This is a genomic window from Streptomyces sp. NPDC047000 (assembly GCF_040644295.1).
Taxonomy (GTDB): Bacteria; Actinomycetota; Actinomycetes; order Streptomycetales; family Streptomycetaceae; genus Streptomyces.
In genome coordinates, this window is the sequence record NZ_JBEYWE010000028.1 from 1 (window position 1) to 15,134 (window position 15,134).

The following is a 15,134-nucleotide window of genomic DNA, read 5'->3' on the forward strand; positions in this document are numbered from 1 at the left end:
GAAGTGGAACCTCGACCTCGGGGACACCGACCCGCTGCTGTCCGCCGCCGGCGGCCACCCGGCCGTTCTGCGTGCGGCCGCGTACGTTCCCCGCGTGCATGCGGGGAACGTACGCGGCCGGCAGGCTGTCCGGGCCCTGTCCGGGCCGTCCAGGCCCTGGCTAGTGGGCCCCCAGTCCGCCACCGCCGAACGATCCGCTGGAGCCCCGGCTCCACCGCGGGCGCTTCGTCTCCGCGCTCGGCCGGGTCTGCTGGTTGCTCAGCTCGTAGGGCGTGTAGGGACGGCCGCCCTCCGGCATGACCACCTCCTCGGACTCCCGGTTCTCCAGTACCTCGTGAACGGCTCCGCCCTCCGGGAGGTGCGGCTGTTCCTCCGGACGCGGCCGGGGCGGTTCGGAGGCTTTCACCCGCGAGGTCAGCCAGGCGCCACCGGCCAGGACCACGACGACGGCCACGGCCGCCGCGAACAGACCTATGCTCAGCAGGCCGCTGGCGGCCAGCTGCATCGATGCGGTACCCATAACACCCCAATACCCCCCGATCCGGACGTCAACCGGAACGTCGCCCACCGTGACCGCCCGCTCACCGCGCCGTACCGCCGCGACGGGCCCGGTTTGGCGGAGCCCTCCGTGGTTAACCGCCTCCTGTGGCCATGACGACATCCGCGACATCCCCGCCGGCACCCGCGACGACCCGGCAGGAGCTCGTCCGCTTCCTGGAGGACCGCTTCACCTGCGCGCAGGCCTGCACGGAGTGCGCCCACGCCTGTGCGGTCCGGGCCGCCCTGCTGGACCCGGACGTCGACCTCCTCCCGGATCAGAGAAACGGGGCAGGACGGCGGGAGTCCGTACGGCGCCGGGGCATCCTGTGCGCCGAGGTGTGCGACGCCACCTGCCGTCTGCTGTCCGAGGAGACCAGCCGCGACGAGCACGGCATCCGGGTCCAGGTGGAGTGGTGCCGGGCGGTGTGCGAGGAGACGGCGGACGTGTTCGCCGCGGTGCCCGGCGCGGAGGACGCCGCGACGGCCTGCCGCGCCTGCGCCCAGGCCTGCACGGACTTCCTCACCACCCTGCGCTGACCCCGTCCCCGGCCCCGGCCCCGTCCCCGTCCCCGGCCCCGGCCCCGTCCCCGGCCCCGGCCCCGGCCCCGGCCCTGGCCCCGGGCCGGCCCGCGCCCGCCGCCCGGCCGTCTCCGTCGGCTCCCCGGCATTCCCAATTTCTGCAACACGTTCTACCGTGTGCGCCGACAGGACCGCCTGGTTGGCCTGGAGGCGCCGTGCATCTCGACCACACCCCCGAGCAGCACCGGCTGCGCGCCGAACTGCGCGCCTACTTCACGGAGCTGGTGCCGCCCGGCTCCCACGCGGAGCACGTGGGACACGCCGCGCAGAAGCGCTTCTACCGGAAGACGATCCGGCGCCTGGGCGCGGACGGCTGGCTCGGCGTCGGCTGGCCCGAGGAGTACGGCGGCCGCGGCCTGACCGCCACGGAGCAGTTCGTCTTCTTCGACGAGGCCGCCCAGGCCGGCGTCCCGCTGCCGCTGATGGCCCTCAACACCGTCGGCCCGACGATCATGCGGTACGGCACCGACGAGCAGAAGGCGTACTTCCTGCCCCGCATCCTGTCCGGCGAGATCGACTTCGCCATCGGCTACAGCGAGCCCGGCGCCGGTACCGACCTCGCCGCCCTGAAGACCCGCGCGGTGCGCGAGGGGGACGAGTACGTCGTCAACGGGCAGAAGATCTGGACCACCAACGGCGACACCGCCGACTGGGTGTGGCTGGCGGTGCGCACCGACCCCGGCGCCCCGCCCCACAAGGGCATCACCATGCTCCTGGTGCCGACCACCGACCCCGGCTACTCCTGCACCCTCATCACCACCCTCGCCTCCCACGACACCACCGCCAGCTACTACGAGAACATCCGCGTCCCCGTCTCCCGCCGGGTCGGCGCGGAGAACCAGGGCTGGCGGCTGATCACCAACCAGCTCAACCACGAACGCGTCACCCTCGCCGCCCACGGCACCATGGCGATCCGCGCCCTGCGCGACGTGCAGCACTGGGCGGCGGAGACCAAACTCACCGACGGCCGCCGCGTCATCGACCTGCCCTGGGTACGCCGCCGCCTGGCTCAGACGCACACCCGCCTCGACGCCCTCAGGCTCCTCAACTGGCGGATGGTCGGCGCCGTCCAGGACGGCACCCTCACCCCGCAGGACGCCTCCGCCGTCAAGGTGTACGGCTCCGAGGCCCGCCGGGACGCCTACGCCTGGCTGATGGAGATCGTCGCCGCCGCGGCCCCGCTCCAGGAGGGCTCCGCGGGCGCCGTCCTGCACGGCGAACTGGAACGCGGCTACCGCTCGGCGGTGATCTTCACCTTCGGTGGCGGCAACAACGAGATCCAGCGCGAGATCATCTCCTGGATCGGCCTGGGGATGCCACGCGTCCGGCGTTAGCCTGCCGGTATGACCGCCACGCAGACCGGGGATCCCGGACTGTTCGGGCCCGCGACGGTGACCTGGCAGCTGCACGGCGACCCCATGATGTGGGTCGCCGGCATCCGTGCCCTCTACCTCCAGGCACTGCATCCGCGCGCGGTGCGCGGAGTGATGCAGAACTCCGACTTCCGCACGGACGCCTGGGGCCGCCTGCTGCGCACCGCCGACTTCGTCGGCACCACCACGTACGGCACCACCGAGGCCGCCGAACGCGCGGGTGCCCGGATCCGGAGGATCCACGGCATGCTCGGCGCCACCGACCCGGACACCGGGGAGCGGTACGGCGTCGACGAGCCCGGACTGCTGCTCTGGGTGCACTGCGCCGAGATCGACTCCTATCTGCACGTCGCCCGCCGCTCCGGCTTCCGCCTCACCGGTGAACAGGCCGACCGCTACCTCGCCGAACACCGGGTCAGCGCCCGGCTCGTCGGCCTCGACCCCGATGCCGTACCCGGCTCCCGGGCCGAGATGACCGCCTACTTCGCACGGGTCCGGCCGCAGCTCGCCGCCGGACCCGAGGCGCACGAGGTGGACGACTTCCTGCGCCGCCCACCCGTCCACCCGCTCCTGGTCCCGGCCCGCGCCCTGCTGTGGCGGCGGGTGGCGGACCTGGCCTACGCCTCCCTGCCGCCGTACGCCCACGAGCTGTACGGCAGACCCGCCCCCGCCCCCGCCGTCGTCACCCGGCGGCTGCGCCGCACCGGGGCCCTGCTGCGCGCGGTCCCCGCCGGGCTGCGCCGGCGGCTGCCCCCGCAGCACATCCTCCGCGCGACGGCCCGCCTGGGGCCGGAGGCACGGCCGACGCGGTACTGACCGGTGCGGCGGCCGGACCGGCGCCGCCCCCGCCCTGGCCGCCGTAGATCGTCCCGTGCTAACAAGGACCATGACCGCACCCCGGGAACAAGGACCTGGTCACTACGACGCCGTCGTCGTCGGCGGCGGGCACAACGGGCTGGTCGCGGCCGCCTATCTGGCCCGCGCCGGACGGTCCGTGCTGGTGCTGGAGCGGCTCGGCGGCACCGGGGGAGCGGCGGTGTCGACCCGGCCGTTCGCCGGGGTCGACGCCCGGCTGTCGCGCTACTCCTACCTGGTCAGCCTGCTGCCGGACAAGATCGTGCGGGATCTCGGCCTGGACTTCCGGGTGCGGACGCGGACCGTGTCGTCGTACACCCCCGCCGAACGCGACGGACGTCCCACCGGGCTGCTGGTCGGCGGCGGCGAGCGGCGCACCCGGGAGGCCTTCGCCCGGCTGACCGGCTCCGACCGGGAGTACACGGCCTGGCAGCGGTTCTACGGCATGACCGGCCGCGTCGCCCGGCGGGTCTTCCCGACCCTCACCGGGCCGCTGCCCACCCGCGAGGAGCTGCGCCGCCGTGTCGACGACGCGGACGCCTGGCGGGCGCTGTTCGAGGAACCGATCGGCGCCGCGATCGAGGCGGAGTTCACGGACGACCTGGTGCGCGGCGTCGTCCTCACCGACGCCCTCATCGGCACGTTCGCCGACGCCCACGACCCCGAACTGCCGCAGAACCGCTGCTTCCTCTACCACGTCATCGGCGGTGGCACCGGCGCCTGGGACGTGCCGGTCGGCGGGATGGGCGCCCTGACCGACGCCCTCGCCGGTGCCGCCCGCGCGGCGGGCGCCGTGATCCTCACCGGGCACGAGGCCGTCCGGGTCGACACCGACGGACGGCGGGCCGAGGTCACCTACCGCACCACCGGCGGCGAGGGCGGCGAGGGCGGGGAGAGCGTCGTCGCCGCCCGGCACGTCCTCGTCAACGCCTCGCCCCGGGAACTCGCCGCGCTCACCGGTGACGAACCTCCCGAGCCCGCCGAGGGCGCCCAGCTCAAGGTCAACATGCTCCTCACCCGGCTGCCCCGGCTGCGCGACCCGGCGGTCGACCCGCGCGAGGCGTTCGCCGGGACCTTCCACATCGCCGAGGGCTACACGCAACTGGCCGTCGCGCACACCCAGGCGGCCGCCGGCACCCTCCCCGCCGCCCCGCCCTCCGAGATCTACTGCCACTCCCTCACCGACCCGAGCATCCTCGGCCCCGGACCGGCCGGGCGCGGCTGGCAGACGCTGACCCTCTTCGGACTGCACACCCCCGCCCGTCTCTTCGACCGGGACAACGACGCCGTGCGCGAGGAACTGCTCGCCGCCACCCTCGCCCAGCTCGACGCCCACCTCGCCGAACCGCTGGCCGACTGCCTCGCCACCGACGCCGACGGCCGCCCCTGCATCGAGGCGAAGACCCCGCTCGACCTGGAACGCGACCTCAAACTGCCAGGCGGCCACATCTTCCACCGCGCGCTCAGCTGGCCGTACGCCCAGGACGGCACCGGCCGGTGGGGTGTGGAGACCCGGCACGCCAATGTGCTGCTGTGCGGGGCGGGCGCGGTGCGCGGGGGAGGGGTGAGCGGGGTGCCGGGGCACAACGCGGCGATGGCGGTGCTGGAGGCGGACGGCGAGCCGCTCCCGGCGCAGTAGATCTGACGGAGCATCAGAAAAGGTCTTCCGTCGTCCGGAGGACTGCGGCATCCTGCGCCCATGCAGACGGAGCTGAGCGCATCCCTTGGCATCGAGCACGCCCTCTTCGGTTTCACGCCGTTCCCCGCCGTCGCCGCGGCCATCAGCCGGGCGGGCGGCTTCGGGGTGCTCGGTGCGGTCCGCTACACCGCCCCCGACGAGCTCAGACGCGACCTCGACTGGCTGGCCGCACACACCGGCGGGCAGCCCTACGGCCTCGACGTCGTCATGCCGGCCCGAAAGGTCGAGGGCGTCACCGAGGCCGGCATCGAGGCGATGATCCCCGAGCGGCACCGGCGGTTCGTCACCGAGACCCTCGCCAAGCACGGCGTCCCCGAACTCCCGGAGGGCGAGGCGTCCGGGTGGCGGATCACCGGCTGGATGGAACAGGTCGCCCGCACCCAGCTCGACGTCGCCTTCGACTACCCGATCCGGCTGCTCGCCAACGCCCTCGGCTCCCCGCCGCCCGACGTCGTCGACCGCGCCCACGGGAAGGGCGTACGCGTCGCCGCGCTCGCGGGCAGCGCACGGCACGCCGTGAAGCACCGGGAGGCCGGGATCGACGTCATCGTGGCCCAGGGCTACGAGGCGGGCGGCCACACCGGCGAGATCGCCACCATGGTGCTCACCCCCGAGATCGTCGAGGCCGTCGACCCGCTGCCCGTCCTGGCCGCCGGCGGCATCGGCGGCGGCGAGCAGGTCGCCGCCGCGCTCGCCCTCGGCGCCCAGGGCGCCTGGCTGGGCTCGGTCTGGCTGACCACCACCGAGGCCGAGCTCCACTCGCCCGGCCTCACCCGCAAACTCCTCGCCGCCGGCTCCGGCGACACGGTCCGCTCCCGCGCCCTGAGCGGGAAACCCGCACGTCAGCTCCGTACCGAATGGACCGACGCCTGGGACGACCCGGACGGCCCCGGCACCCTGCCCATGCCCCTGCAAGGGCTGCTGGTCGCCGAGGCCCTCTCCCGCATCCAGAAGTACGAGGTCGAGCCGCTGCTCGGTACGCCCGTCGGCCAGATCGTCGGCCGGATGAACAGCGAACGAGCCGTCCAGGACGTCGTCGACGACCTCACCCGCGGTTTCGAGAAGGCCGTCGCACGCCTCGGCCGTATCGCCGCCGCCGGAAGGAGCGACCGCCCGTGACCACGCCTCCCACCGGATTCTGGGCCCAGGCCGCCGCCGACCCCGGCCGCCGCGTCCTCGTCGCCCCGGACGGCACCGGGTGGACCGCGGGACGCCTGCACGCCGACGCCAACCGTCTGGTCCACGCCCTGCGCGCCGCGGGCCTGGAACGCGGCGACGCGTTCGCCGTGGTCCTGCCCAACGGCGCCGAGTTCCTCACCGCCTATCTCGCCGCCAGCCAGGCCGGCTTCTACCTCGTCCCCGTCAACCACCACTTCGTCGGGCCGGAGATCGCCTGGATCGTCGCCGACTCCGGCGCGAAGGTCCTGATCACCCACGAACGGTTCGCGGACGCGGTCCGCGCCGCCGCCGACGAGGCCGGACTGCCGCCCGGGCGGCGGTACGCGGTCGGCACCGCCGAGGGCTTCCGCCCCTACCCCGAACTCCTCGCCGGACAGCCGGAGTCGCCCCCCGCCGGCCGCACCCTCGGCTGGGTCATGAACTACACCTCGGGCACCACGGGCCGCCCCCGCGGCATCCGCCGCCCGCTGCCCGGCAAGCTCCCCGAGGAGGCCTACCTGGGCGGCTTCCTCGGCATCTTCGGCATCAAGCCGTTCGACGGCAACGTCCACCTGGTCTGCTCGCCGCTCTACCACACGGCCGTGCTCCAGTTCGCGGGCGCCGCCCTGCACATCGGCCACCCGCTGGTGCTGATGGACAAGTGGACGCCCGAGGAGATGCTCCGCCTGATCGACACCCACCGCTGCACCCACACCCATATGGTCCCCACCCAGTTCCACCGCCTGCTGGCGCTCCCCGCGGAGGTCCGGGCCCGCTACGACGTCTCGTCCCTGCGGCACGCCGTCCACGGCGCCGCGCCCTGCCCCGACCATGTGAAACGGGCGATGATCGACTGGTGGGGCCCGTGCGTCGAGGAGTACTACGCCGCGAGTGAGGGCGGCGGAGCCTTCGCCACGGCGGCCGACTGGCTGAAGAAACCCGGCACGGTCGGCAAGGCCTGGCCCATCAGCGAACTGGCGGTCTTCGACGACGACGGCAACCGCCTGCCCCCGGGGCAACTGGGCACGGTCTACCTGAAGATGAACACGGGCGGCTTCTCCTACCACAAGGACGAGACCAAGACCCGGAAGAACCGCATCGGCGACTTCTTCACCGTCGGCGACCTCGGCCACCTCGACGAGGACGGCTACCTCTTCCTCCGGGACCGCAAGATCGACATGATCATCTCGGGCGGGGTCAACATCTACCCCGCCGAGATCGAGGCCGTGCTCCTGTCGCACCCCGCCGTCGCCGACGCCGCCGTCTTCGGCGTCCCGCACGACGACTGGGGCGAGGAGGTCAAGGCGGTGGTGGAACCGGCGGAGGGCCGGACACCGGGCGAGCCCCTGGCCCGCACCCTCCTGGACCACTGCACGGCCCACCTGGCGGCCTACAAACGCCCGAGGACGATCGACTTCGTCGCCGACATGCCGAGGGACCCCAACGGCAAGCTCTACAAACGCCGCCTGCGGAACCCGTACTGGGAGGGCCGCGACCGGGCGGTGTAGCCCCGCGTGCGGGGTACCCCGCACCCTCCGGGGTGCGGGGCCCATGCCCCCGCCCCCGGGACGCCTACCGCAGATCCCGGATCCTCCGCAGCTTCCCGAGGGACCGCTCCAGCGACTCCGGCTCGACGATCTCGACCCCGACCGTCACCCCGATCCCGTCCTTGACGGCCTCGGCGACCGCCCGCGCGGCCTCCGCACGGACCTCCGGCCCCGTCCCCGGCCGCGCCTCGGCCACGACGGTCATCGCGTCCATCCGCCCCTCCCGGGTCAGCCGGAGCTGGAAATGGGGTGACACCCCCGGCGTGCGCAGCACGATCTCCTCGATCTGCGTCGGGAAGAGGTTCACCCCCCGCAGGATGACCATGTCGTCACTGCGCCCGGTGATCCTGGCCATCCTGCGGAACGCCGGCCGGGCCGACCCCGGCAGCAGCCGCGTCAGGTCCCGCGTCCGGTACCGCACCACCGGCATCGCCTCCCTGGTGAGCGAGGTGAACACCAGCTCCCCCTCCTCGCCCTCCGGCAGCACCTCCCCGGTGAACGGGTCCACGACCTCCGGCAGGAAGTGGTCCTCCCAGATGTGCAGCCCGTCCTTGGTCTCCGCGCACTCCTGGGCGACCCCCGGCCCCATCACCTCCGACAGCCCGTATATGTCGACGGCGTCGAGCGCGCACCGCTCCTCGATCTCCTGCCGCATCTCCTCGGTCCACGGCTCCGCCCCGAACACCCCGACCCGCAGCGAGGTCCCGCGCGGGTCCACGCCCTGGCGCTCGAACTCGTCGAGCAGGGTGAGCATGTAGGTCGGCGTCACCATGATCACGTCCGGCCGCAGGTCCTGGATCAGCAGCACCTGCCGGGCCGTCATCCCGCCGGACGCCGGGACGACCGTACAGCCGAGCCGCTCGGCGCCGTAGTGCGCGCCGAGCCCGCCGGTGAAGAGGCCGTACCCGTACGCGATATGCACCGTGTCGCCGGGCCGCGCGCCCGCCGCGCGCAGGGAGCGGGCGACGAGGTCGGCCCACACGGAGAGGTCGCGCTCGGTGCAGCCGACCACCGTCGGGCGGCCGGTGGTGCCGCTGGAGGCGTGGACGCGGCGGATCCGGTCGCGCGGCACGGCGAACATGCCGTACGGATAGTTCTCGCGCAGGTCCGCCTTGGTGGTGAACGGGAAGCGGGCCAGGTCGCCGAGCGAGCGGCAGTCGTCGGGGCGGACACCGGCCGCGTCGAAGGAGCGGCGGTAGTGCGGCACGTTCGCGTAGGCGTGCCGCAGGGTGCCGCGCAGCCGCTCCAGCTGCAGGGCGCGCAGTTCCTCCGTGCCGAGCCGTTCCCCCGCGTCCAGCAGCTTCGCCGTATCCATCATGGGACTCTCTCCCTCGCCGCCCTCATGTCACCGTACACACGAAAACGGACGACCGATCATTCGGTCGATCCGCCCGGATCAGTAATCCAGGCGGCCCGGGGCGGGGCAAGAGGGGTGCGGGTACTTTCTGCGGCGTGCCGGGGGTGAAGAGGCGGCTCAGCCGTCCGCCGCCACCGCGACGTCCCGCGCCCAGCGGTAGTCCGCCTTGCCGCTGGGGGAGCGCCGTACGGTGTCGGTGATCACCAGCTGGCGGGGGATCTTGTAGCCGGCGAGCCGGGCGCGGCAGTGGTCCTGGAGGTCGGAGAGCGAGGGCGGCGCGGCCCCGTCGCGCAGCTGCACCACCGCCGCCACATGGCTGCCCCAGCGTACGTCGGGCACCCCGGCGACCAGGGCGTCGTAGACGTCCGGATGGGACTTGAGGGCCTGCTCGACCTCCTCCGGGTACACCTTCTCGCCGCCGGTGTTGATGCACTGCGAGCCGCGGCCGAGCACGGTGACGACACCGTCCCCGTCGACGGTGGCCATGTCGCCGAGCAGCACCCAGCGCACGCCGTCCTTCTCGAAGAAGGTCTCCGCCGTCTTCTTCGGGTCGTTGTAGTAGCCGAGCGGCACATGGCCGCACTGCGCGACCCGGCCGATCTCACCGGGTGCGACGGGTTCACGGGTCGCCGGATCGACCACCCTGGTACGGGAGTTGACGCGGATGCGGAAGCCGCGGTCCGGTCCGGAGTCGTCCGTCGCGGTGCCGTTGAAGCCGGACTCGGAGGAGCCGAAGTTGTTCAGCAGCACGGCGTTCGGGAGGAGTTCGCGAAACTGCCGCCGTACGGTCTCGGACAGGACGGCGCCGGAGGAGGAGACGCTGAACACCGAGGACGTGTCGGTGCCTCTCATCGGCCCGCGGAGGGCGTCGACGAGCGGCCGGATCATCGCGTCGCCGACCAGGGAGATGCTGGTGACCTTCTCCCGTGCGATGGTGCGCAGGACCTCTTCGGGGGTGAACTTCCGGTGCAGTACGACGCGTTGGCCGAAGTTGAAGCCGATCAGCGCGGTCAGGGTCGAGGTGCCGTGCATCAGGGGAGGAGCGGGGAAGAAGGTGATCCCCGCCCCGCCGGCCGCGACCCGTTCGGCGAGTTCCTCCGGCCGGCCCACCGGCTCGCCGGTGGGTGCGCCGCCGCCCAGTCCGGCGAAGAACAGGTCCTCCTGACGCCACATCACCCCCTTCGGCAGCCCGGTGGTCCCGCCGGTGTAGATGATGAACTGGTCGTCGCCCGACCGTCGTCCGAACCCCCGCTCCGGTGACGCCGCCGCCTCCGCCTCGGTGAACGCGACGGCCGGCACCTCGGCCGCACCCGGCGCCGGAGTCCCGACCCGGACCAGGTGCCGCAGTGCCGGAGCGTGCGGCAGCGCCGCCGCCACCCGGTCGGTGAACTCGGCGTCCCAGACCAGCGCCGCCAGGTCCGCGTCCCGGTAGAGATAGGCCAGTTCGTCCTCGACGTAGCGGTAGTTGACGTTCACCGGCACCACACGCGCCTTGAGGCAGCCGAACACGGTCTGGAGGTACTCGACCCCGTTGTAGAGGTGCAGGCCCAGATGCTCGCCGGGCCGGATGCCGCTGTCGATCAGATGGTGGGCCACCCGGTTCGCCGCCGCGTCCAGTCCGGCGTACGTCAGTCTGCGTCCGGCACCCGTGCCCGGGTGATCGAAGCAGACGAGCGCCTCGCGGTCCGGGACCACGTCGACGACCGACTCGAACAGGTCGGCAATGTTGTACTCCACCGCTCCTCCTGACCCCGGTGCGTCCGCCCTTCGCGTCCGCCGGTCATCAGAGCAAAGGCGGACGCAAGTGGGAAGGGCCCGCGGACAGAAAATCTGACTGACTGTCAGAAAACCCTTGAAGTGCCTCCGCCTCTCCTGCAACCTGTTCTCGTTCTGTCGGAGGTCTGCCGGAGGGAGAGCCCGATGGGCGGCACGGAACACCTCACCGAACGGCGCGAGGGCGCCACCCTGGTGCTCACGCTCAACAGGCCCGAGGCGAAGAACGCGCTCTCGCTGCCGATGCTCGTCGGCCTCTACGACGGCTGGCTCGCGGCCGACGCGGACGACACCGTCCGCTCGGTCGTGCTCACCGGCGCGGGCGGCGCCTTCTGCGCCGGCATGGACCTCAAGGCGCTGGCCGGCCACGGCATGGCGGGCGAGGGCGCCCACCTCAGGGACCGCCTCAAGGCCGACCCCGATCTGCACTGGAAGGCCATGCTGCGCCACCACCGGCCCCGCAAACCGGTGATCGCCGCCGTCGAGGGGTACTGCGTCGCGGGCGGCACCGAGATCCTCCAGGGCACCGACATCCGGGTCGCCGGGCAGTCCGCGACGTTCGGCCTCTTCGAGGTGCGGCGCGGGCTCTTCCCCATCGGCGGCTCCACCGTCCGGCTGCAACGCCAGATCCCGCGCACCCACGCCCTGGAGATGCTGCTCACCGGCCGCCCCTACACCGCCCGCGAGGCCGCGGACATCGGACTGATCGGCCACGTCGTCCCCGACGGCACCGCGCTCGGCAGGGCGCTGGAGATCGCCGAGCAGATCAACTCCTGCGGCCCGCTGGCCGTCGAGGCCGTCAAGGCGTCCGTCTACGAGACCGCCGAGCTGACCGAGACCGCCGGTCTCGCCGCCGAACTCGCCCGCGGCTGGCCCGTCTTCGACACCGCCGACGCCAAGGAAGGGGCCCGCGCCTTCGCGGAGAAACGGCCGCCCGTCTACCGGCGCGCCTGAGCCCCGGCCCGGCAGCCGTCCCACCGACCCGCGCGCCCGCCCGCACCCGAAGGAGACCCCGGATGCCCGAAGCCCCACTCCTCCAAGCGCCCCTGGTCGTCGAGTTCCCCTTCACCCGCTCCCTCGGCCCGGTCCAGTCGGCCTTCCTCACCGGGCTGCGCGAACGCGTCGTCCTCGGCGTGCGCACCACCGACGGCCGCACCCTCGTCCCGCCCGTCGAGTACGACCCGGTCACCGCCGAGGAGATCCGCGACCTCACCGAGGTCGCCCCCACCGGCACCGTCACCACCTGGGCCTGGAACCACGCCCCCCGCCGGGGCCAGCCCCTGGCCACCCCCTTCGCCTGGGTCCTGGTCCGCCTCGACGGCGCCGACACCGCCCTCCTGCACGCCCTCGACGCCCCCGGCCCCGACGCCGTGCACACCGGTATGCGCGTCCGCGTCCGCTGGGCCGCCGAACGCACCGGCGCGATCACCGACATCGCCTGCCTCGAGCCGTACGACGGCGGACCCGCCCAGGTCACCGGCCACGACGGGGTGTTCGCCGATCCGGTCACCGGCATCGTCGCCGAGGCCCGCCTCGACTACACCTACTCGCCCGGCCGCGCCCAGACCGCGTACATCACCGCGCTGTCCGAGCAGCGCACCGTCGGCGAACGCTGCCCGTCCTGCCGCAAGGTCTACGTCCCGCCCCGCGGCGCCTGCCCCACCTGCGGGGTGGCCACCGCGGAACGCGTCGAGGTCGGCCCGCGCGGCACCGTCACCACGTACTGCGTCGTCAACATCAAGGCGAAGAACCTGGACATCGACGTCCCCTACGTCTACGCCCACATCGCCCTCGACGGCGCCGACCTCGCCCTGCACGGCCGGATCGGCGGCATCCCCTACGACCAGGTCCGCATGGGCCTGCGCGTCGAGCCCGTGTGGACACCCGGCGCCCGCCACCCCGACCACTACCGGCCCACCGGCGAGCCCGACGCGGACTACGACACGTACAAGGAGCTGCTGTGACCCGGGACATCGCGGTCGTCGCCTTCGCCCAGACCGCCCACCGGCGGGCCACCCCGGAGCAGTCCGAGGTCGAGATGCTGATGCCCGTGCTGCACGAGGTGCTCGACCGGACCGGCCTGAGGACCGCCGACATCGGCTTCACCTGCTCCGGCTCCTCCGACTACCTCGCCGGCCGCGCCTTCTCCTTCACCCTCGCCCTCGACGGTGTCGGCGCCTGGCCGCCGATCTCCGAGTCGCACGTCGAGATGGACGGCGCCTGGGCCCTGTACGAGGCGTGGACCAAACTGCTCACCGGCGACGTTGATACCGCCCTCGTCTACTCCTACGGCAAGTCCTCGCCCGGCCCGCTGCGCGACGTCCTCACCCGGCAGCTCGACCCCTACTACGTCGCCCCGCTGTGGCCCGACCCGGTGGCCCTGGCCGCCCTCCAGGCACAGGCCCTCATCGACGCGGGCGACGCCGACGAGCCCGCCCTCGCCGCGGTCGCCGCCCGCGACCGGACCGCGGCGGCCGGCAACCCCCACGCCCAGCTGCGCGGCCCGGTCCCGCAGGGCGACTACGTCGTACGGCCCCTGCGCACCGGCGACTGCCCGCCCGTCGGCGACGGCGCCGCCGCCGTGATCCTCGCCGCAGGCGACCGGGCCCGCGAACTGTGCGACCGACCCGCCTGGATCCGCGGCATCGACCACCGCACCGAGGCCCACGCGCTCGGCGTCCGCGACCTGACCGACTCCCCCTCCACCCGCCTCGCCGCCGAACGCGCCGGAGCCTTCGAACGGCCCGTCGACACCGCCGAGCTGCACGCGCCGTTCACCGCGCAGGAAGTGATCCTCCGCAAGGCGCTGAGGCTCGGCGACGACGTCGCCGTGAACCCGTCCGGCGGCGCGCTCGCCGCCAACCCGGTCATGGCGGCCGGACTGATCCGCATCGGCGAGGCCGCCGCCCGCATCCACCGCGGGGCCTCCGACCGGGCGCTCGCCCACGCCACCTCCGGCCCGTGCCTCCAGCAGAACCTGGTCGCCGTACTCGAAGGGGATCCGCGATGAGCAAGGAGCCCGTGGCCGTCACCGGCATCGGCCAGACCAGGCACGTCGCCGCCCGCCGGGACGTGTCGATCGCGGGCCTCGTCCGGGAGGCCGCCGGACGCGCCCTGGACGACGCCGGGCTGACCTACGCCGACATCGACGCCGTCGTCATCGGCAAGGCGCCCGACTTCTTCGAGGGCGTCATGATGCCCGAGCTGTACCTCGCCGACGCCCTCGGCGCCGTCGGCAAGCCCCTGCTGCGCGTCCACACCGCCGGCTCCGTCGGCGGGTCCACCGCCCTCGTCGCCGCCAACCTGGTCGCCGCCCGCGTCCACACCACCGTCCTCACCCTCGCCTTCGAGAAACAGTCCGAGTCCAACGCCATGTGGGGACTGTCCCTGCCCATCCCCTTCCAGCAGCCGCTGCTCGCCGGGGCGGGCGGCTTCTTCGCCCCGCACGTACGCGCCTACATGCGACGCAGCGGGGCCCCGGACACGGTCGGCTCGCTGGTGGCGTACAAGGACCGGCGCAACGCCCTGAGGAACCCCTACGCCCACCTCCACGAGCACGGCATCACCCTGGAGAAGGTGCAGTCCTCGCCGATGCTGTGGGACCCGATCCGCTACTCGGAGACCTGCCCGTCCTCCGACGGCGCCTGCGCCATGGTCCTCACCGACCGCGCCGGAGCCGCCCGCGCGCCCCACCCGCCCGCCTGGGTGCTCGGCGGCGCCATGCGCAGCGAGCCGACCCTCTTCGCGGGCAAGGACTTCGTGTCCCCGCAGGCGGGCAAGGACTGCGCCGCCGACGTGTACCGGCAGGCCGGCATCACCGACCCGCGCCGCGACATCGACGCCGTCGAGATGTACGTGCCGTTCTCCTGGTACGAGCCCATGTGGCTGGAGAACCTCGGCTTCGCCGAGGAGGGCGGCGGCTGGAAGCTCACCGAGTCCGGGGTGACCGAGCTGGACGGCGACCTGCCGGTCAACATGTCGGGCGGAGTCCTGTCGGCCAATCCGATCGGCGCCTCCGGGATGATCCGCTTCGCGGAGGCCGCCCTCCAGGTGCGCGGCCGGGCCGGCGAACACCAGGTCGACGGCGCCCGCCGGGTGCTGGGCCACGCCTACGGCGGCGGATCGCAGTTCTTCTCGATGTGGCTGGTCGGAGACCGGCCGCCCGACTCCTGACCCATGTCTCCCGCGGGTCCCGGAACCCATCCTTCCGGGGCCCCGGGGAAGGTCCCCCTCACGTGGCCTGTCCGGCGCCG

General features: G+C 73.3%; 13 protein-coding genes. 10 read left to right on the forward strand and 3 right to left on the reverse strand.

What is annotated here, in order from left to right; genetic code table 11:
* Positions 1–160 precede the first annotated feature (160 nt).
* On the reverse strand, positions 161–520 hold the full coding sequence (locus ABZ862_RS31225; protein ID WP_360965404.1) for a DUF6479 family protein: 360 nt from the start codon (positions 518–520) through the stop codon (positions 161–163).
* Positions 521–651: 131 nt separating this feature from the next.
* Between ABZ862_RS31225 and ABZ862_RS31230 the strand changes: the two genes are divergently transcribed.
* From ABZ862_RS31230 to ABZ862_RS31255, 6 genes are all read left to right on the forward strand, one after another.
* Positions 652–1,077 carry a ferredoxin gene (locus ABZ862_RS31230; protein ID WP_360965407.1) on the forward strand — a complete coding sequence of 142 codons (426 nt, stop codon included), beginning with the start codon at positions 652–654 and terminating at the stop codon, positions 1,075–1,077.
* Positions 1,078–1,274: 197 nt separating this feature from the next.
* On the forward strand, positions 1,275–2,453 hold the full coding sequence (locus ABZ862_RS31235) for an acyl-CoA dehydrogenase family protein (protein ID WP_360965410.1): 1,179 nt from the start codon (positions 1,275–1,277) through the stop codon (positions 2,451–2,453).
* Positions 2,454–2,462: 9 nt separating this feature from the next.
* On the forward strand, positions 2,463–3,308 hold the full coding sequence (locus ABZ862_RS31240; RefSeq protein WP_360965413.1) for an oxygenase MpaB family protein: 846 nt from the start codon (positions 2,463–2,465) through the stop codon (positions 3,306–3,308).
* Between the two features lie 70 nt (positions 3,309–3,378).
* Positions 3,379–4,986, forward strand: a complete 1,608-nt coding sequence (locus ABZ862_RS31245) for an NAD(P)/FAD-dependent oxidoreductase (RefSeq protein WP_360965415.1) — start codon at positions 3,379–3,381, stop codon at positions 4,984–4,986.
* A gap of 60 nt (positions 4,987–5,046) precedes the next feature.
* Positions 5,047–6,165: a nitronate monooxygenase family protein gene (locus ABZ862_RS31250; RefSeq protein ID WP_360965417.1), complete on the forward strand. Its 1,119-nt coding sequence runs from the start codon at positions 5,047–5,049 to the stop codon at positions 6,163–6,165.
* Complete coding sequence (locus ABZ862_RS31255) at positions 6,162–7,712, forward strand: acyl-CoA synthetase (RefSeq protein ID WP_360965420.1); 1,551 nt, start codon at positions 6,162–6,164, stop codon at positions 7,710–7,712. The genes ABZ862_RS31250 and ABZ862_RS31255 overlap by 4 nt, the downstream gene beginning before the upstream one ends.
* A 64-nt stretch (positions 7,713–7,776) precedes the next feature.
* Here the strand turns inward: ABZ862_RS31255 and paaK are convergent, their stop codons facing one another.
* Both paaK and ABZ862_RS31265 read right to left on the reverse strand, forming a co-directional pair.
* Positions 7,777–9,069, reverse strand: a complete 1,293-nt coding sequence (gene paaK, locus ABZ862_RS31260) for a phenylacetate--CoA ligase PaaK (protein WP_360965422.1) — start codon at positions 9,067–9,069, stop codon at positions 7,777–7,779.
* Between the two features lie 156 nt (positions 9,070–9,225).
* Positions 9,226–10,845, reverse strand: a complete 1,620-nt coding sequence (locus tag ABZ862_RS31265; protein ID WP_360965425.1) for an acyl-CoA synthetase — start codon at positions 10,843–10,845, stop codon at positions 9,226–9,228.
* Between the two features lie 183 nt (positions 10,846–11,028).
* Here ABZ862_RS31265 and ABZ862_RS31270 point away from each other — a divergent pair, with 183 nt between their 5' ends.
* The 4 genes from ABZ862_RS31270 (at position 11,029) to ABZ862_RS31285 (ending at position 15,054) form a co-directional block, all read left to right on the forward strand.
* Positions 11,029–11,835: a crotonase/enoyl-CoA hydratase family protein gene (locus ABZ862_RS31270; RefSeq protein ID WP_360965428.1), complete on the forward strand. Its 807-nt coding sequence runs from the start codon at positions 11,029–11,031 to the stop codon at positions 11,833–11,835.
* 62 nt (positions 11,836–11,897) lie between these two features.
* On the forward strand, positions 11,898–12,845 hold the full coding sequence (locus ABZ862_RS31275; protein ID WP_360965431.1) for an OB-fold domain-containing protein: 948 nt from the start codon (positions 11,898–11,900) through the stop codon (positions 12,843–12,845).
* Entirely contained in the window at positions 12,842–13,891 is a 1,050-nt protein-coding gene (locus ABZ862_RS31280) for a thiolase domain-containing protein (protein WP_360965434.1), read from the forward strand. Before ABZ862_RS31275 ends, ABZ862_RS31280 begins: the two co-directional genes overlap by 4 nt.
* Complete coding sequence (locus ABZ862_RS31285) at positions 13,888–15,054, forward strand: thiolase domain-containing protein (protein ID WP_360965437.1); 1,167 nt, start codon at positions 13,888–13,890, stop codon at positions 15,052–15,054. Before ABZ862_RS31280 ends, ABZ862_RS31285 begins: the two co-directional genes overlap by 4 nt.
* Positions 15,055–15,134: the final 80 nt, after the last annotated feature.